Origin of the sequence: Nostoc sp. (assembly GCF_036916575.1) — a bacterium.
Lineage (GTDB): Bacteria > Cyanobacteriota > Cyanobacteriia > Cyanobacteriales > Nostocaceae > Nostoc.
Genome location: NZ_JBALGC010000122.1, coordinates 17,266 through 37,036, shown reverse-complemented (window position 1 = coordinate 37,036; position 19,771 = coordinate 17,266). Strand labels below are relative to the sequence as shown.

Sequence of the window (19,771 nt, the reverse complement as noted above, 5' to 3'; positions counted from 1 at the left end):
CACCGAGAAGGATACCCTATTGATATTAAACAAGCAATTGGTAGAATGATTGCTCGTGGAATTAGGCTAAGTGAAACTATTATCAATTTTGCACTTCAACAAACTGGTGAAATAGATCCTTAAATTTTGTTCTGAGACGGCGCGTGTTGTTACCATTGCTCGATTTGTGAGTTACTACCACCAAAATCGCTTAAAATAAATACCCACCGTGAACTAATTCACAATGCATCCCTCAAAGGAGAGAGATAGGAGCCGAAACCCTGTTGTAAAATAGACTTATAAGAATTCGGGGGGCCATTTAACTGGTCATAAACGCCTATAGAGACTATTTTTGGAAATCTCCAAGGTCTGAAGTCCAGCCAGCTGAAACAACTACAGCGGCTGTATCACCAGCGCATACCAGGCGATCGCATCACCACACCTGAGTTTTCCCAGCGTCTGGCAGCAATTAGCACAGAAGTCAATCAGCCTGTGTGCGCCTATATTAACCGTCGCGGACAAGTGATTCGCGTCGGGGTAGGCACACCGCGTCAAACGCAAATACCACTGATGGAATTGCCCCGTTACGGTGCAGAACGACTCAGCGGTATTCGTTGTATTGCCACCCATCTGAAGCCAGAACCGCCAAATGAGGCGGCGCTCACGGCGATGGCACTGCAACGCTTAGATGCCCTAGTTGTCCTAAACATTACCGGAACCGGATTTACACGGCGGGGAGGCGGTTCGACTGGGTACGTCAAAGAAGCTTATCTAGCTCATCTGACACCTCAAGAATCTCGCACCCTGATTACTAGTCCTGCTGCTCTCAAACTAGAGGAGAGCCAAATCCAAAGCCCAAGTTGGAATATATCGCCACCTCTGAATTTAGACGATTTGGCAGACCAGGATTTAGTAGATTTGGTAGAAAATCTGGAAGCGGAATTCCAGCGGGAATTTGTCGCCCAGGAAGTAGATGCTGACCATGATCGCGTGCTAATTGTGGGGCTGATGACCAGTGAGATGACTCCCTTACAATTCCAAGACACCCTACTGGAATTGGCACGTTTAGTTGATACGGCTGGGGGAGATGTATTGCAGACAATACAACAAAAGCGATCGCGCATTCATCCCCAGACAGTAGTTGGCGAAGGTAAGGTGCAAGAAATTGCCCTAACTGCCCAAACACTAGGAGTTAATCTTGTCGTCTTTGACCGCGACCTCTCACCCTCCCAAGTCCGCAACTTAGAAATGCAAATTGGTATCCGGGTGGTTGACCGCACCGAAGTCATTTTGGATATCTTTGCCCAACGCGCTCAGTCCCGTGCTGGTAAGTTGCAAGTAGAACTAGCACAGTTAGAATACATGCAGCCGCGACTGGCTGGTAGAGGTCGTACCATGTCCCGATTGGGTGGTGGTATTGGGACTCGTGGCCCTGGTGAAACCAAACTAGAAACAGAACGCCGTGCCATTGGGCAGCGCATTTCCCGACTGCAAAAAGAAGTGGATCAGTTGCAGGCCCATCGTTCGCGGTTACGGCAGCGACGGCAGCATCGAGAAGTTCCCTCAGTGGCTTTGGTTGGATATACCAACGCTGGGAAGTCCACTTTGCTGAATGCTCTTACAAATGCAGAAGTTTATACAGCCGACCAGCTATTTGCCACTCTCGATCCCACCACGCGCCGTCTGGTAATTCCTCATGGCGAAACAAATGAACCTCAAGAAATTCTGATTACAGATACGGTAGGGTTTATACACGAACTGCCTGCATCGTTAATGGATGCCTTCCGTGCCACCTTGGAAGAAGTTACAGAAGCCGATGCTCTACTACATTTGGTGGATTTGTCTCACCCCGCTTGGTTGCGTCATATTCGCTCAGTTAGGGAAATTTTGGCGCAAATGCCAATAACTCCTGGGCCGGCGCTGGTTGTTTTTAACAAGATTGATCAAGCCGATAGTGAGACACTGGCTCTAGCTAGGGAAGAATTTCCCTTAGCGGTGTTTATTTCTGCGAGTCAGCGCTTGGGATTAGAAACCCTACGTCAGCGCCTTGCCCAGCTGATTGAATATGCCGTTGACTGTGGGTAAATACTGAAATTAAAGTTTTGTATTTCAGTTAAAAATGCCGTAGTCAATATAACTACGGCATTTGCTATTAAAGATAAAAAATATTTCTACTCCACTAAGCTGAAGTTACTCATATAAATCTGACTTTTCACGGCATGTGGAAAAGGTCATTTTGAATGTTTCTCAAGCCCTGATTTTTACATTAGCTATTTTCATTAACTTATAACTATTGAGAATTAGGCTGTGGAAAAAGCCACGCTGTTTCGTGGTTTGAGGACTTACCGTGAAAAGTCAGCTACAAGCCCAAGCGTCGTTCTGTAGCTACTAAACCTTAACTAAATGTTATTAAACTTTAACGATTAGGAAAATTATTCTTAACATTACTCAAATATCTTGTTATTAAGATCATTCCAAATACAGTTCTTAACCTTAAGGTTTGACTTTTAATGGGTAAATCAGAGACGCTTGACTCTCTGTTAATTTAATCCAACTTGGAAATAATTAGTTCCCAAAAATGTCTGTAAGTGTAACTAGATGTAGTTTTGAGATTTGTACTCCCGACATCAAGTTCTCACATACCCTACTTTCACAAAATATGTTGCCATTAATCATAGGATATGTCCACCACGATGGCTTCGCCCATCGCAGGCATTCCACTATGGACTGTCCAAGTCTCCAAAGATTAAACAGGTAAAGGCAAGCCATATTTAATATTGAAAAATAGGATTTCAGCCATTTTCATTAATTTTTTATTTCCCAAATCGATTAAACCTACAGTAAGGCTTGAATTTACTATGTTTATCCTAAATCTGTTGTGGAATTTTCTGTTCTTTTGGCGAATCAAAAGTTTGTTTAAAAGCAATTTTCACAAATCAGATAGGACTGGTCTCTCAAAAACATTTTTGACTTTAGTAAATTTTTACTAAAAGTTAGAATCTTGTTGAGCAAATAGTAACTACAACTGTCTTGAGTTAAGTTGTCCTAGCCTGTTTACAGTCAAAAGTTTAGTAGTATTTCAGTTTTGCAAGCTTCTCGTGCTCTGTACAACATTTCAGGAAATAAAACTGCTAATCTTGGTGGAGAACCAGTAGGAAGCTCTCTTTATAAAATTACTACAGCTAATCCTGGAACTATTAGCCTTGTAGACTCAACACCTACTTCTGCAGAAATACGAGGAACTCAACCTACCAACCCGGGAAAATTTGCCGATGGATTAGCTATCGACAATCTCAATCCTGGTAATACTCGTGCTTTTGCTAGTGATTTCCATACTAGTGATGGAAATGGGAACAATCTTTACAAAGTCGATCTGCTCACTGGTCAGCTATCTGCGCCGATTGCTCTGAGAACTCCTTCAGGACAACCTTTGAATGTTGACGCAGATTCTGGGCTGTCATTTACTAACGTCGGTTCTCAAAGATTGATCGGTTGGCTGGAAACTGGCGCTATCTATGAGATCACAGGCTACCAAGATGAACTTGCTGCATCAGGTCTAGGTTTAGGTAGTGCCACGGGTACTAATGGCGCTGGCTTTGCAACCGCCACTTTACTTGGTAACGTTAATTTACCAAATGTTGCCAGTGCAGTTCAATATGAAGGCTTTACAATTGTTAATGAATAACAGTCGTTAGTAGGATACTCTTTCTTCAACTCTTGTAAAAAGTACTTTTGCAAGAGTTGAAGAAAAGAAAAAGTGAAGGGAGCTAGATAGGAAAAAAGTGTTATCTGCCAAACTACCTGTACTTTTATGTAGAGATTATGTAGAGACTAACCAGATATTTATTTTGAAATTTATTCAATTACTTCTAAAAACTTGATGCTTTTGTATGCGTTCAGTGGGTTATACCAGGGACGCAACAAAAGACCGTTGCGTTAGATTAGACATCTTTGAAAACTACCCAAGTATCTCTATTGGTTAACTCGAATGGGTAGCGATCGCTGTGTCTAATTATTGGTGTATTACAGCACTCGTATTTTTCACAATAAAGGATACAATTTTTCTTAAAATGAACCAATTTTGCATGGCGATCGCCATTCCCAAATCTTCAAACGTCCAAAATTCGTAGTGCGACACTTTAGGGTGCAGAATGTGGGTTATAAAGTTAGTTTGGGCTAGATTTGGGCTTAATTTTTGTTTAAGTCCGGTTAGCCACTTCTGAAGATCAAGTCAAAACGAGATAAAGCCGCTACAGCCAGTGGCAAAGTTCTAAAATTAAGAAGTATTAAATCAAGTTGAGGACATTATGGCTGCAAAAGTAGAAATTTACACTTGGAGGACTTGCCCGTTTTGCATTCGTGCCAAAAGTTTGCTGAAGAACAAGGGAGTTGAATTTATCGAATACAGCATTGATGGAGATGAGGTAGCCAGAAATAAAATGGCTCAAAGAGCAAATGGACGGCGCTCTTTACCGCAAATTTTCATCAATGATGATCATATTGGTGGTTGTGATGATATCCATGCTTTAGACAGACAAGGCAAGCTAGATGAGCTACTAACTTCTAACAAGAACGTTTAGGTTCAGAAGATATTGCACTAGCGACAAGCCGCTCAAATTACACGGCAGTCGCTACAACTCTGGAAAAACAAAGCATTGCCTTATCTACGGGCTTTTATCTCCACAAAACCGATGTCTATTCACCAGATTTTACCCTCCAGATTCTACTTAGCAGTACAGATGTACGTCAATTGCTAAGATCATCAAGAGATAATAATTGAATAACCATTTAATTTCTTGGCGATTGAGGTATAAAGGGTGAAACTGGCTTTTATCATTGATCCGATCCATCAGCTTGACCCGTGTCATGATACTAGTATTGCCCTGATTGAAGCAGCGCAAATCCTGGGACATGAAGTTTGGGTAACTCAGGCAAATCTGCTGAGTGTAGTGGAGGGCAAAGCTTGGGCTATCCTACAGCGAGTAGAAATTGTACCAGTACAGTTGGTGGACAGACGGTGGGTAGCGGCGAATTCTTGGTATCAGTTGAGCAATTCCTCCTTAACTTCTTTAGAGACAATGGACGCCGTATTTATGCGGACAGATCCACCAGTCAATGATTCCTACCTCTATGCCACCTACATTCTCGATTACATTGACCAAAATAAAACCCTGGTGATTAACAGTCCCAGTGGCATCCGAGGGGCAAATGAAAAAATGTATGCCCTCCAGTTTACCAAAGCGATTCCAGAAACCATTGTCAGTGCTGATAAGCAGTTTATCCGGAAATTTGTCGAAGCAAAAGGAGCTGCGGTTCTCAAACCATTGGGTAACAAAGCTGGGGAAGGAATTTTGTTTTTGCAATCAGGCGATCGCAATTTTAACTCCATTGTCGAACTCAGCACCCTCCAAGGTCGAGTGCCTGTAATGGTGCAAATCTATTTACCAGAGGCAAAAGAGGGAGATAAGCGAATTATCCTGCTGAATGGCGAACCGATTGGTGCACTCAATCGCCTCTCTAGTGGAACTGATTTTCGCAATAATATGGCAACTGGTGGCACAGTCGCTCAAACCGAAATTACCCCAAGAGAGCATGAAATCTGTACCCAAATAGCTGAACGCTTACGCCAAGACGGCTTAATTTTTGTGGGTATTGACGTTATTGGTGGCTATTTGACTGAAGTTAACGTCACCAGTCCTACCGGAATTCGTGAGATTGATCGCCTAGATGGTACTCACCTTGGTTATCAAGTTATTCAATGGATTGAACAAACCTAGTACTTACGCCTTGACAAAAAATATCATCCATGGATTTAGACAGTACAAGTATTGGTGAGATTGTCCACAATGTACTCACGCACAACTAAGGACTTAATCTCAAGAAATCATCTACTAGTTCATGATTGCTTTCCATGAAATTGACCCAGGTATAACCATATAATCCAATATAAAAATTGCTATGTCGTCTTTAAACACACCTATATTTTTTGACGCGCCCGATATATTTCTGTAGCTTTTTGCTCAAGCGTTAAATTCATCTCAATCTCTCCTATTGACTTCCTTAGATGAGAGATGTATGTCGTTTTTTGTAAGAATCAATATGTTCTACTTTAAAAGGAATGCCGAGTATGATTCACTTACAAAATTTCTGGCTGGTTTCAGCCGCTTTGATGTTAACCACTTTTGGGGTGCGTACAAATCCAGCGATAGCGCAAACTACTTATCCATTTAGCGCCAATTACGATATATTGGCAACCGCCAAAGACCTCACGCCAAACCTAGAACAAATATTTGTTCCAGGTTCAAGCACTGATGCCCCATATGGACTGCTCCAAACTAATAGCCTGAGCTACTCCCAAACTAATTTTGCTACAGGTTTCTACAGTTTCAACACTGAACCGACAGCTTTCGACTTACAGGGGTTTCCTTCTGGCTATATCACGTTTGAAGGAAGCGGCAGCAGTGACAAGTTGTTTGGATCTGCAAGTGGTACTGGGTTGATTGACTTTGAAACGCTTACAGTGAAGTCTTCTGGTACTGTCAATATTATTGGAGGTGAGGGGATATTCAGGAGTGCTACTGGCACATTAGCCTTTTCCGAGATCCAGCCACTCAGTTTACAGGTAGGTGTTGCCTTAAAAGGTCAGTTTAGTGTGAATGGCTCATTCCAGACAGTTCCAGAATCAAAAACCGTTACAGCACTAATTGGTGTAGGTGTGATGGGAGTTTATCTGTTGATGCGCCGACACTGCCAAAGAGCCACTTCTGTTTGATCTTTAAGCGTGCCAGTATTTCATTACTAAAGTACTTTTCTTAATGCTGTCTCAACACAGCTGTAAATTTCAACTGGCGATCTTCAGTCAGGATTAATTGATGCGGGTTACTATGTCATTGCTACGTACAACAGCCGTGCTTCTTCTGGTTTACTGTGTTGGTTAGACAGCTTAACCAACACTGGGAATGAATATAAGTAGTGTTTTTTCTAAATTTCCGCTGTTTTGAGTGAAGGTAGATGTAGCGATGTCTACGATGGGCTGTGACGTTCGTGACGCTCGTTCGCCCTACAGCCCTACGGGCATCCTACGGCGGGCATCTTCCCTTCTCTACGTTCGCGCAGCGTGTCGCAGACAGACGCTGCGCGAAGGGAGAAGACTCGCTAACCGCTTCTCTACGAGACGCTCTTGCTAGCTGGCTTTTGAGTAGAGGTACGTTATCAGTGACGCATCCGTAATTGGACAGTGCTTCCTGTTTTTTGTGACAAAAGCATAGCTGGACATGCGAGCCAGCAGACTCCTGCCCAAGTTCATTTTATAAAGTAGGGTTGACGAGTTTTTTGACCAATTGGCAAAATTGGGGATGGCAACAGATTGCTTACCCCTGCCTTTGGGAAAACCCTGTAACTAGCAGATTTTATACAGCACTCAGCCTGATCTGAGACTGCTAATTTCATCTAAAATTTCAAATCCAAAATTTCTTAATTCCGTGGTGTACGTCGGTTTCTCAGAAAATCAGGTATATCCAATCCAGGTTTTTCTTTTGGTTCCGGAGTTGGAGTTGGAGTTGGGGTTGAGGTTGGAGGATTAACTGTGGGTTGCTGGGTTGTTGGTCGCTTAGGAGTATTAGATGCTACCCGAACGTTAGCCACGCTTTGTTGTGGCACAGCTTGCACTTCACCTGTAAACCCGGTGGCAATTACAGTAATTCTGACCTCACCTTGGAGTCTGTCATCAATTACAGCCCCAAAAATAATATTGGCGTTGGGATCAACTACTTCATAGATTGCTTCTGCGGCAGCATTCACTTCATGCAAAGTGAGGTCAGTACCACCAGTAATATTAAATACAACACCTCTAGCGCCTTCAATAGAACATTCTAGTAACGGCGAAGAAATAGCTGCGATCGCTGCTTCTCTGGCTCTAGATTTTCCAGAACTCACTCCAATTCCCATCAATGCCGATCCTGCATCTGCCATCACAGCTCGGACATCAGCAAAGTCAACATTTACCAAACCAGGGATCGTGATGATATCAGAAATACCTTGTACCCCTTGACGCAGCACATCATCTGCATAGCGAAAAGCTTCTTGTACAGGCGTTTGTTCGGGGATCACTTCTAGCAGTTTGTTGTTGGGGATAATGATCAGTGTATCTACTCTACTTTTTAGTCCTTCAATACCTTGTTCGGCTTGGCTGGTGCGGCGGCGTCCCTCAAACACAAATGGACGTGTGACTACACCAACAGTGAGAGCGCCCATTTCTTTGGCTACTTCTGCCACGATTGGAGCTGCACCTGTCCCAGTGCCACCGCCCATACCAGCAGTGATAAATACTAAGTCTGCCCCTTCTAAAGCTGTAGCAATTTCGTCCCGTGATTCCTCAGCTGCCTTTTGACCGATGGCAGGATTACCACCTGCTCCTAAACCCCGTGTTAACTTCTGTCCAATTTGCAATCTACTTGGAGCGCCAGCTAAGGTAAGAGCTTGGGCATCAGTGTTAATTGACCAAAACTCTACCCCAGAGACATCAGACTCGATCATGCGGTTAACAGCATTGCCACCGCCGCCACCGACACCAATCACTTTGATGTTGGCGACTCGACCAGGAACAATCTCGCCAATTCGGCTATTTTCCGCAGAAATCTTCTTATTATCGTGATTTTGTCCGAAGTTCAGCCCAGAGTTATTAAAGGGATTGGTCGAATTAACTGCCAGAGAGAACCCCGGCTGTCCCGTAGATTGGGAATTTTTATAGGTAAGTCCTTGGTTATTATCAAGTGTCATTGGATTTGTGAAAGGGTAGATAAACGACTTTTTCAGGTGTTATTCACCTCAGAGTCAACTTTAGTTTGACACTGCCATACTATGGCACTGTCCTTTATTGTTTTCACTACTGCCAAGCCTAACAGAATTGCCAGTGCGAAAATTTGCTATGGGATAAGCTTTTAAGGCAGCCGATCGCACAGCCAATTCTAGAGAAGTATACCTACATTTATTTAAAAGTAACGTGTATAACTTCAACCAGACATTAATCTCTTGATTATTCTCAACGGAGGGCATAACTTGTAAAGACACACTATAGCGCCTCTTCTCTGTCTCAACAATAATATTGTTAATAGGTTTCACCATTAGGGATGATTGCAACTTTAGACACAAAACTTACGTTATACTTACTTATCTTTAAGGTGAAAGTAAGTAAGAATTTACTTGTCAGACTATACCTGATTAACTTGTTGTTTGGGGGTCTGAATGGACACTTTAGTGAAGCAATAGTCTATCCTACAGGAACCCTCACTAGTGCGGTCAACAAATCAAGATTTTCTAAGAGGTTTCGTTACCGAATAGGATATTACGGCACAGAGTAACCCTCTTTTGTCACTCAGGGAGAAGAAAAATAAGAGCCAAATTTTCAACTGTAGATACAGCGAGCATTTGAGCCTTTATTTTTTAATAGAATGGCCGAAATCAAGGTTTTTGGTAAAAGTCTTATGCTGTAAGCATCCCAGATTATTCTCTGCCAAAAGTAACAAAAGAGGGGTAAGTAGATGGGCGCTAAAAAATACAACTATATTAAGAAATGTAAATCGCTTAAAAGCTTATATTCAAAGCGTTTATGGCGCTTTACACAAGTTTACACAGTTTGGTTTAATTGTGCCTACCTACTTAGTCCAAACTTATTGCCGAAAAGCAATGCTTACGCAACTTTGGGCGGTATTGTTACAGATTGAAACTTCGGTAAACTGTCTTTGGAAGTTTCCTCAACAGACCAAAGCCAGAGTGTTTTTGGCTTTGCACTTGGATGGCGGCGTAAACCGTTTTCATCAGTGCCATCTGAAAAGCGAGTCTGATCTTAGTGAAAAACTCAAGCATTTTTCTCTTTTCCGCACTGGGTTTAGTCAAAGAATCTATGGGCAGAAGGCGTTTTGCACGCTATAGACCATCATGAGATTGTCTGACATCTTGCACCCTACTATTAGATGTTAGGGTCACAATTGAGAGTGTTTTACTCACAATGGAGATTTTATAATTGATCTTCTCATTTTAATTAGAAGTTAATGCCGATTTTCGTGCGGTTTGCTAAAAAACTGAAAATAATAAATATATTTATCAGCATAAAGCCTCTTAATTTACTAAGAACTATCAATACATTAAACATGCTAGATGTTTTTAGGGATTTTGGGAGTTAATTTTGGGATTTTTTGGTTCATTTGTACTAAGGGAAATTCTGGATTTTTCAGATCAATATACTCTATTTGACTGGAATTGAGTTTTGCTGCTAAAGAGCGCATTTGGGCGAGTACCTTAATTTGTTCAGACAACTGGGGGCCTGGAGAGCCGAGATGCACATTTCCTAGTTCTGTTTTCAAAATTAAATTCGTTGGATTTTGGCAATCAATTTCCATCACTTTCACAGGACTTTGGCTGACAGCTTGATAAAGTTGAGTCCAGTAGAGGCAGTATTGTTTTGGCGAGCTAATTACTCTGAGATTGGGTAATTTCTTAGTGGGATTCAGTGATGTGTATTTTTCTAAAGGCATCCAGACCCCACTTGCATCTAGTAAGCCGATTGTTACTTTTTTGTTGCCAGGTGTTTGAGTCACCGCTACAGGTACTCGTTCTTGGATTTCAATGATTAACCCAGGAGGAAACAGGCGGCGTTTGACGTGAGCTTGGGCAATAGTTGGTTGTTTCTTCAAAGAGTTGGCGATCGCCGACGGTTCAATCCGCCACAAAGACTGGGGGTAAGATAGCACTAACAGTGACTGAGCTGTCTTATCCGACAGTAATTTATTGTCTAATTTCATCACTATTTGTTTGGGAGCTTTTAGCATCCACACTGGTTGGACTGCCACCCACAGCAATCCACCCGCAAAACCAGTAATGGCAAAGGTTCGCCAAATAGCCTGAATAATTCTCATCTGCCGCTGCCGTCGTAATTTCTGACGACGCTGGGCTAGATCCGTGCGGGAAACTGATATTATGCCAGCCATTCAAACCCCTTTCTGGTTACAATCCAAATTTATTGACGCCCTCGTATCATTATTAATTTCAGTAAACACTGTTGGCATCTGTTAGCCGCTCTCCTCAAGACTTTTTTTATTTTTAGTAACACTTTATAGTAACTACACAAAGATCGTAGTGCTAGCCATCGTGACGATGAAAGTTTCCGGTGTCCATTGCTAACAGACTGTAGCCTTTTTGACAAGTTATTTATGAAGATTTTTTACCTAAAGATTACAAAATATTAATTTAGATGTTTAGGATTTTGTTTCCTTGACAAATAGAATGTGAAATGATATACCAGTATTCCTGTATCTCTGTGTACCTTGCTATAATTCATACCAGTCCTACCTCATCAGCTATACAAACTGAGAACCAGATAATTTAGTAGCTTTTTTTACTGATTCACTAAGTCCTAAAAGTTTGTGCTAGGTCAAGTAAAAGCTACAGATTGTCAAAACCTCAATAGCAGGTGTAAAAAGGACAGATATGCTTAAGGTTATTAGGGCCAATTAAATCTCTACCATACTACTGACAGCTACTGACAGTGATCCTGCACCAACTGCTGTCCCTTGCAAGACACTACCAACTTGCGAGTTAATCGTATGCCTACATCTCGGATAGAGATTATTTGTATAAAAAATACGAATTTAACTGCATCTACATACACATCTACTAACACATCTACATACATGAGAACGACATTAAATTTGTCACGTTTTTATAAAGCATGTAACCCTAGCTACACCCTAAATATAAGTAACGTGCTAGATCGGCAGTATTACATAGATTTTGCTGATGTACGTGGTTGCAAGATTGTCGAAGAATTACAGCGGACTATCATTCGGATTTCTCCTGATGAGCCAACCTGCCAGTTATTTACGGGTCACATTGGCTGCGGTAAGTCAACGGAATTGCAGCGCCTCAAGACAGAACTAGAATTGGCGGGATTTCATGTGGTTTATTTTGAGTCCAGTCAAGACTTAGACATGGCGGATATTGATGTCAGCGATATTTTGCTGAGTGTAGCCCGTCAAGTCAGTGCCAGTTTAGAAGGCATTGGCATCAAACTCAAACCTGGTTACTTTACTAATTTGTTTAAAGAAGTAGGCGATTTTTTGCAAAGCCCCATAGAGCTTTCTGGACAAGCAGAATTGTCCTTGGGTATTGCCAAAATTACTGCCAAAACCAAAGATAGCACCCAAATGCGGAATCAACTGAGGCAATATCTGGAACCACGTACCAATAGTATTTTGCAAGCGATTAACGAAGAAATTTTAGAAAAGGCTGTTGAACAGCTAAAGCTGCGGGGTCAAAAAGGACTGGTAGTGATTGTAGATAATTTGGATCGAGTCGATATGCGTCCCTTAGCATCCGGGCGATCGCAACCAGAATATCTCTTCATCGACCGAGGCGAACAGTTACGCCGACTCAAATGCCACCTAGTTTACACAATTCCCCTAACCTTAATTTTCTCCAATGAGTACGAGACACTGAAAAACCGCCTGGGGGGAGGAATTGCGCCAAAAGTACTACCGATGGTATTAGTGCGGCAAAGAGATGGCAGTGACTACGAACCAGGGATGTCACTAGTGCGCCAGTTAGTTCTAGCAAGAGCTTTTCCAGAAGTTCCTTTGAATGGAAGGCTTTTATTAATTACAGAATTATTCGATCACTCCCAAACCTTGGATCGTCTATGTCGCGTTAGTGGTGGTCACATTCGTAACTTATTGGGTTTACTTTATAGCTGCCTGCAACGAGAAGATCCACCTTTTTCTAGGGACTGCTTAGAAGCCGTGATTAAGGACTACCGCGACGATCTTCTATTAGCTATTGATGAATCTCAATGGGAATTATTGTTTGAAGTAGTGCAACAGCAGAGAGTTAAAGGTGAGTCTGACTATCAGAGCTTACTAAGAAGCATGTATCTGTTTGAATATCGCGATCCTCTGGGGCGCTGGTTTGGCATCAGTCCAGCCTTAGCAGAAACAGAAAAAGTTTTGGCTTGGCAACAAAACAAGTAACAGTGTTGAGTGAGTCAATTGTCATTAGTCAATTGTTCTTTATTATTGGACTTTTGACTAATGGCTAATAAATAACTAGTAACTAATGGCTAATCACCAATAACCAATGACTAATGATAAGCAGCTACGCGTCTGCACCAAAGAAAATCAGCATACTTCGCAAAGACTGATTAGAGCGATCGCGCTTTCTGAAGGTCAATTTGCCTTGATTTTAGTTCGATGTAACTATGGACGATTACGTGAGCAAATGTTAGAGAATATTCGCTCCGTCACCAAAGACATCTATATTAGAGAAATCTTTCTTAATCCATCAACTACTTCCTTACACAGCACAATAGTCTCAGAACTATCTTTAGATAATCCTGCCGTCCTGACAGACTCTTTGCCATCCGCTGTCATGGTTTTCGGAATTGAGTCAATTATCGACCTGGAAAACTTACTTACAGGCATCAACCAAGCACGAGATATCTATGCCGCGACTTTTCCATTTCCAGTTGTGTTGTGGCTACAAGACGAAGTGGCATCATTGCTTTCAAGATTAGCGCCTGATTTCAAAAGCTGGGCTGTAACCACTATTAAATTTGAAATGACCAAAGCAGATTTAATTGCTTTGATCCGCCAAGAGGCCGAATCTCTATTTGCCAAAGTTTTAGAAGCAGGTGCCGAAACCTTTTTATCTAATGCCTTCCTCGATTTAGATCCCAAGTCCCAACACCGTCATGAAATAGAATCAGCCCGTAATGATTTATTGCGCCTCTATGGCGTTCAATTAACACCAGGATTAGAAGCTAGTTTAGAATTTGTGTTGGGGCGAGATAAATACGCCAACGATCAAATTAATGGTGCTTTAGCCAATTATCAAAGAAGCCTAGCATTGTGGCAACAGGAAGCAAGCAGAGTGGCACAGTGGCAGAGTAATTCTTCTTTTCCCATCTCATCCCCTCACCCTACCCCTCCCTCGTCTTTACTCAAGCAAGCAATAGTACTATTCCACCTGGGGCTGTGCTATCACCGAATGGCAGACTTATACCAAAATACTAATAGTAGCTATTGCCAACATGCTCTCTTGTGGTTTAAACAATGCTTGGAGCTATTGAAAGAGGTACAAAGAGAAGACTTAGTTGCTAAATTTATTTTGCCTGCTTGTGAAATGCTGCAACGCTTACAAGCCTGGGATGACTTAAAAGAATTAGCTCAAAAGTCATTAGATCTACATAAAATTTATGGAACTCCCGCACAAGTTGCTCAAAATTATGGTTTTTTGGCAAATGTGGCGGCTTCTGAGTCGAATTGGGTACTGGCTCATGAATTAGCGAATACAGCACTTTCTATCTCCGAAGAAGCAACAGAAGTTTCTCTGCGAGACGCTTTGCGAACACGACGACAAGAAAGTTGGTATCTTCTGTTGCTAGCACGTACACAGCGGCATCTGGGTGAATCGGAGGAGGCTATCAATAACTTGGAATGGGCGAGGGTCGTTTGTGAGCTACAACATCAGCCATCACTTTACTTAGAGATTTTAGAGGAACTGCGAGCGCTTTACTTTTTTGAGCGTCATAACTATACAGAAGCCTTTAAGCTGAAGCAAGAAAAAATTCAAATAGAACATCAGTATGGTTTTCGCGCCTTTATCGGGGCAAGTCAATTGCAGCCGCAACGCCCCAGAATTAACCCAGTACTGGAACCTCACAAAATACCGTTTATTCCTGAAGAAATTCCCCAAGAAATATCTGCTTCTGGACGGCAACAAGATGTCAATCGCTTAATTGAAAGAATTACCCGTGCTGACTACAAACTCACAGTAATTTATGGGCCATCAGGTGTAGGTAAAAGTTCAATTCTCAAAGCTGGTTTAGTCCCAGCCCTCAAGGGAAAAGTTATTGGTGAACGCATTCCTATACCTATTGTTTTGTCTGTTTACAGTGATTGGATTACAATCTTGATAAGCAGTATAAACCAAGCGCTGGCATATACAGGAATATCAGTTAATCTTGACTCTACACCTACTATTTTGCTAGAAAAAATTCGGTTAGCATCTAAGTGCAATTGTACAATAATTATCATATTAGATCAATTTGAAGAATTTTTCTTTGTTAGTAATCCTCCCACGCAAAGAAGGGAATTTTATAGATTTTTTAGTGAATGTTTAAATATTTCATTTCTCAAGATAATTCTTTCATTAAGAGAAGATTATTTACATCATTTATTAGAATTTGAACGTTTTAGCCAGAAAAATAGTACTGGATTATATGATTTAGGAGTAATTAATAAAAATATTCTCGATAAGGACATTCGCTACTATTTAGGAAAATTCTCTAGCCAGGATGCTAAAGCCATAATTCACAGTCTTACTCAACGTTCCCATTATGAACTGAGTGATGAATTAATTAACCAATTAGTTCAGGATTTGACAGGAGAACTAGACGAAGTACATCCAATTGAATTACAAATAGTTGGTGCTCAACTACAAATAGAAAACATTACCACACTCGGAGAATATAAGCTTTGCGGCGGCTCGGCAAAATTGGTGGAACGCTGGCTTGGAGAAGTTATCAAAGACTGCGGTCAGGAAAACGAAGAGTTAAGTTGGAAATTATTATTTGAGTTAACTGATGAAAAGGGAACGCGACCGTTAAAAACTAAAGCTAATTTAGCTACTGCATTAGTTAATAATCATGATCTAGATACAATATCAAGCTTTGACACAGTTGGGGAACTTATTTTAGAAATATTGGTGGGTTCATGTTTGGTGTTGCGAGTCAGAGAAGAGTTAGGCGATCGCTACCAGCTAGTTCACGATTATTTAGTTGAACCAATTCGCCAAAAAAACAACTATGGCATAATTGCCGAATTAGAAAAAGTCAAACTAGAAAAAACTAAAGCTGAAGTGGCCCAAAAACTTAGTCAAAAGCAACTCAATTTGGTATTGCAACGGCGACTGCGGGAAGCACGGATAGCAGGTGCAGTCTTAGCAATTATGGGGGGAACAATCGCAGCATTATGGTGGCAAGCTGACTTGCAAAAAAGAGCAGCAATTCGCCAAACTCTACGAGCTGAACGCAGTGAAACTAACTTTAAAATTAGTGCGATCACTGCTGCTAGCGAAGCTTTGTTTGCGTCTAATAAAGAGTTTGATGCCCTATTAGAAAGTTTGCGGGCTTGGAGAGGACTTAAACAGGGAGATGGAGTGCAACCAGATACCCGAATGCGGGTGGTGACAGCCCTGCAACAGGCAGTTTATGGGGTAACGGAGGTTAACCGCCTGGAAGGGCACACTGATGTTGTCTGGGGAGTAACTTTCAGCCCAGATGGTCAGTTGCTAGCATCAGGCAGCAAAGATAAAACAGTGAAACTTTGGCGTCCTGACGGTACCTTACTCCAAACCCTCAAAGGTCACACTGATGCTGTTACCTGTGTAAGTTTCAGCCCTGATGGTCAAACCCTAGCGTCCGCCAGCATTGACAAAACAGTGCAAATCTGGCACAAAAACCCGGTTACAGGTGAATTTGACCCAAAACCATATAAAACCCTGAAAGGATACGGAGATTCGGTTGACAGCGTTAATTTCAGTCCTGATGGTGAGTTGTTAGCTACTGGCGGTAAGGATACAACCGTAAAACTCTGGCACAAAAACGGTAGCCTAGTAAAAATACTGAGAGGACATCGAGGGTGGGTTAACTGGGTAAACTTCAGTCCCGATGGTCAATTCATCGCCTCGGCCAGCGACGACAAAACAGTGAAAATCTGGCGACGGGACGGTAGCCTTGTTACAACTTTGCAGGGACATCAACAGGCTGTGATGATAGCTGTTTTCAGCCCAGATGGTAAATTCTTGGCGTCAACAGGTCGAGATAAGACAGTGAAACTTTGGCTCAGGGAAAGTAACAGCACTAAAGACAGTTTTGACTTTCGTCCTTACAAAACTTTACGGCAGCATCGCAGTACAGTGTGGAGTTTGAGCTTTAGTTCCGATAGTAAAAAGTTAGCTTCCGCAGGTGAAGACAATACCATAAACCTCTGGAGTATCACTGGTACTTTACTCAAAACCTTCAAAGGACACAGCGATGATGTTGTCAGCTTGGCTTTCAGTCCAAATAACAAATTTCTGGCTTCAGGAAGTTTCGACAAAAGCGTGAAACTATGGAGTTTAGATGCCCCAAGACCGTCTATTCTTCAAGGGCATCAAAAGCGAGTTTTGAGCGTTGCTTGGAGTCCCGATGGTCAGATGCTAGCTTCTGGTAGTAAGGATCGCACTGTCAAACTTTGGCAACGATACACCAGTAGTGGCGAGGTTAAAACCCGACTTTACAAAACTTTGGTGGGGCACACAAATCAAGTTCCTAGTGTCAGTTTTGACCCAAAAGGTGAAATGTTGGCTTCAGGAAGTTATGACAAAACTGTGAAACTTTGGCGGCTTGACGGTACTTTAATTATGACTCTCTACGGGCATACTGATAGTGTAATGAGCGTGAGTTTCAGCCCTGATGGTCAGTTTTTGGCATCAGCTAGCAAAGATAAAACAGTGAAACTTTGGAACCGTGAGGGCAAGTTGCTCAAAACCTTAGTGGGGCATCAGGATTGTGTAAATAGCGTAAATTTCAGTCCTGATAGTCAGATTTTAGCCTCTGCCAGTGATGACCAAACTGTAAAACTTTGGCAGCGGGATGGTACTTTGCTCAAAACTTTCTCACCCCATGACAGCTGGGTGATGGGTATCAGCTTTAGTCCCACTGACGAGTTGCTGGCTTCTGCTAGCTGGGATAACACCGTAAAACTTTGGCGACGGGATGGGACGTTGTTAAAAACCTTATTAAAAGGGTACAGCGATAGCGTCAATGCCGTGACTTTCAGTCCTAATGGTGAATTGCTCGCCGCCGCCAGTTGGGACAGTACAGTGAAACTTTGGAGCAGCGAAGGCAAATTAATTAAAAGTCTCAATGGACATCGCGCTCCGGTATTAAGTGTCAGTTTTAGCCCAGATGGTCAAACACTAGCATCAGCTAGTGCTGACAACACGATAATTCTGTGGAATTTACATCTTGATGATCTGCTTGTTCGTGGTTGCGACTGGGTGGGCGATTACCTCAAGCACAACCGCAATCTTGAGGAGCGCGATCGCCTTCTTTGTGATGGCATAACCCGTAGACCCTAGCGTCGTTACGCAAAATTCAAAATCACGCCCTGTTTAGTACCCCGTTGGGGATGGCAAAGCCAAACGTTCTCTACTTTGGGTTGCGTTATCGGCAAAAGCCCCGGCTCGACTTCTCTGAAGGCGGAACATCTCTGACTTTGCTAAAAATTCAAAATATGACGTACTAGATTAAACAGTTATTAGTTTCTGGGAAACTATGAATTATAAATTAAGAATTATGAAATACGTTGAAGCCTCAATGAGCAACCGCTCTTGGTTTAGTGGTTGATGAGGCGCTTAGAGTTGTTAATTCAGAGATCGAAATAATTTTCTAGCTAATCAGCTGGATGAGCGATCGCTCTCCAAAATCTCGTGGCTATTTTCTTCGGGAGCCTCTTGTAGTAAATTCGCTAAAAATGCTTGTAGTCTTATACGCTCAATGTAAGGCCAGCCTCCTTCAGACTCAATATCTTTCAGTAGTGAGTAGAGTTGCCGACGGTTAACAGGCAAACTCTCTTGAAAAACCCCATCCCGGATCTCTCGGTGTAACTGCTCCAATTGCCGCAGCAAAGCTAAAAGAGCTACACTATCGCCTTGAGAAACCTGAACTGCATCATACACCACGGTTGCGATCGCTTGCAGTTTACAGGACAACTTCTCTGATTCAATATTTTTGTTATTGTTCATCCCACCCTTTCCGTATAAATGAGGCCAACTCAAATTTACCGAAGATTTTTAATTTTCCCTAGCTTGCCAGCCTAGATTCATTAGCTGTCATTCTAGACAAATAGTAGAGGAAATAAACATTCTGTAAGCTTCTAGATGGTTTTTTTGAACTCACTGTCTAAGAGCGTCCCTCCGAAGTTCTGTACCCTTATCCTGACAAAGACCAAGGCAACGGGATAGGCAAAGCCAGACGCAAAGAGTGCGAACGCGCAAGGGACGCAAACTCGTAAAGCCTGCGGCATAGCTACGCTTAGGGTGCAGCCCAAGCAAGAGTTGAGGCTGCGCTATCGCCAAAAGCCCGCGCACCCTGTGGGATCTTGCTATAGCCGACTTCTCTTTTTGTCCCCGCATCCCCTCACTTGCTCTAGTAAGGGGTGAATATAACTAGATTTGTATCTTTATCAAAAGCAATTGCGATCGCTCATAAAAGGGAGCGGTAAAGTTTAACATAGCCGATAACAGCAGCTAGATGTGATCACGATGAGACTTTCTTGGATTTTGAGTACTTTGATTTTGAGTTAAAAAAAATCGTATGATCTGGCTGATTTCCCAATCAAACAATGGGCTGTATGTAGTGGCGTCACATACATGATACAAAAAGACTTGGGCGACGCCGCTTTTGCCATAGGCAAGAGCAAAGTGCGAAGCAGACTCCTCTGTTCGCACTCTTCGAGGCAAGCACTTATACCGCTCTGTGTGGGGCTTACTCATCCACGCGCCCAAATCTAACAAATGCCACCAACAGTGAAACTGCTGGTTTTTTGCTCCCCTAGTTACACACATCCAAAATGGATACAGTGTGCTACCTTGTCTGAGGCTTACACCCGAAGATCCAGAGAGCGACACGTTTAAGTACGTTTAGCAACAGAAAAGTTTGAGCGGCGGTTGACAACCTAGACGCCCGGACACTTGTTTT

Annotated in this window: 11 protein-coding genes and 2 pseudogenes; 8 read left to right on the top strand and 5 right to left on the bottom strand. The window is 42.3% G+C overall.

Features of this window, described 5'->3' with window-relative positions:
* Positions 1-318 precede the first annotated feature (318 nt).
* The 4 genes and pseudogenes from hflX (at position 319) to gshB (ending at position 5,756) form a co-directional block, all read left to right on the top strand.
* A complete protein-coding gene (hflX, locus tag V7L29_RS27110; protein ID WP_334737388.1) occupies positions 319-2,064 on the top strand; it encodes a GTPase HflX in 1,746 nt (581 codons plus the stop codon).
* Between the two features lie 1,015 nt (positions 2,065-3,079).
* Positions 3,080-3,664 (top strand): annotated as a pseudogene (locus tag V7L29_RS27105) (hypothetical protein); the annotation flags it as partial.
* A gap of 622 nt (positions 3,665-4,286) precedes the next feature.
* Complete coding sequence (grxC, locus tag V7L29_RS27100; protein ID WP_334737385.1) at positions 4,287-4,559, top strand: glutaredoxin 3; 273 nt, start codon at positions 4,287-4,289, stop codon at positions 4,557-4,559.
* 237 nt (positions 4,560-4,796) lie between these two features.
* The gene (gene gshB, locus V7L29_RS27095; protein WP_334737384.1) at positions 4,797-5,756 is read left to right on the top strand and encodes a glutathione synthase; all 960 of its coding nucleotides are present in this window, start codon (positions 4,797-4,799) and stop codon (positions 5,754-5,756) included.
* 85 nt (positions 5,757-5,841) lie between these two features.
* On the opposite strand, the pseudogene V7L29_RS27090 reads toward gshB, so the two are convergent.
* Positions 5,842-5,997 (bottom strand): annotated as a pseudogene (locus V7L29_RS27090) (IS4 family transposase); the annotation flags it as partial.
* A 109-nt stretch (positions 5,998-6,106) separates the two neighbouring features.
* On the opposite strand from V7L29_RS27090, the gene V7L29_RS27085 reads away from it, so the two are divergent.
* The gene (locus V7L29_RS27085) at positions 6,107-6,751 is read left to right on the top strand and encodes a hypothetical protein (RefSeq protein ID WP_334737383.1); all 645 of its coding nucleotides are present in this window, start codon (positions 6,107-6,109) and stop codon (positions 6,749-6,751) included.
* A gap of 701 nt (positions 6,752-7,452) precedes the next feature.
* Here V7L29_RS27085 and ftsZ read toward each other — a convergent pair.
* Entirely contained in the window at positions 7,453-8,757 is a 1,305-nt protein-coding gene (ftsZ, locus tag V7L29_RS27080; protein ID WP_334694214.1) for a cell division protein FtsZ, read from the bottom strand.
* Positions 8,758-8,817: 60 nt separating this feature from the next.
* Positions 8,818-9,102, bottom strand: coding sequence for a hypothetical protein (locus V7L29_RS27075; protein ID WP_334694213.1), 285 nt, complete (start codon positions 9,100-9,102; stop codon positions 8,818-8,820).
* A gap of 561 nt (positions 9,103-9,663) precedes the next feature.
* On the opposite strand from V7L29_RS27075, the gene V7L29_RS27070 reads away from it, so the two are divergent.
* A complete protein-coding gene (locus V7L29_RS27070; RefSeq protein WP_334694212.1) occupies positions 9,664-9,909 on the top strand; it encodes a hypothetical protein in 246 nt (81 codons plus the stop codon).
* A 221-nt stretch (positions 9,910-10,130) separates the two neighbouring features.
* Here V7L29_RS27070 and V7L29_RS27065 read toward each other — a convergent pair whose 3' ends face one another.
* Complete coding sequence (locus V7L29_RS27065; protein WP_334737382.1) at positions 10,131-10,964, bottom strand: cell division protein FtsQ/DivIB; 834 nt, start codon at positions 10,962-10,964, stop codon at positions 10,131-10,133.
* Between the two features lie 702 nt (positions 10,965-11,666).
* Between V7L29_RS27065 and V7L29_RS27060 the strand changes: the two genes are divergently transcribed.
* Both V7L29_RS27060 and V7L29_RS27055 read left to right on the top strand, forming a co-directional pair.
* Entirely contained in the window at positions 11,667-12,998 is a 1,332-nt protein-coding gene (locus V7L29_RS27060; RefSeq protein ID WP_334694265.1) for a P-loop NTPase fold protein, read from the top strand.
* Positions 12,999-13,104: 106 nt separating this feature from the next.
* Complete coding sequence (locus tag V7L29_RS27055; protein ID WP_334737381.1) at positions 13,105-18,150, top strand: nSTAND1 domain-containing NTPase; 5,046 nt, start codon at positions 13,105-13,107, stop codon at positions 18,148-18,150.
* A 318-nt stretch (positions 18,151-18,468) separates the two neighbouring features.
* Here V7L29_RS27055 and V7L29_RS27050 read toward each other — a convergent pair whose 3' ends face one another.
* Complete coding sequence (locus V7L29_RS27050; protein ID WP_334737380.1) at positions 18,469-18,816, bottom strand: hypothetical protein; 348 nt, start codon at positions 18,814-18,816, stop codon at positions 18,469-18,471.
* Positions 18,817-19,771 lie beyond the last annotated feature (955 nt).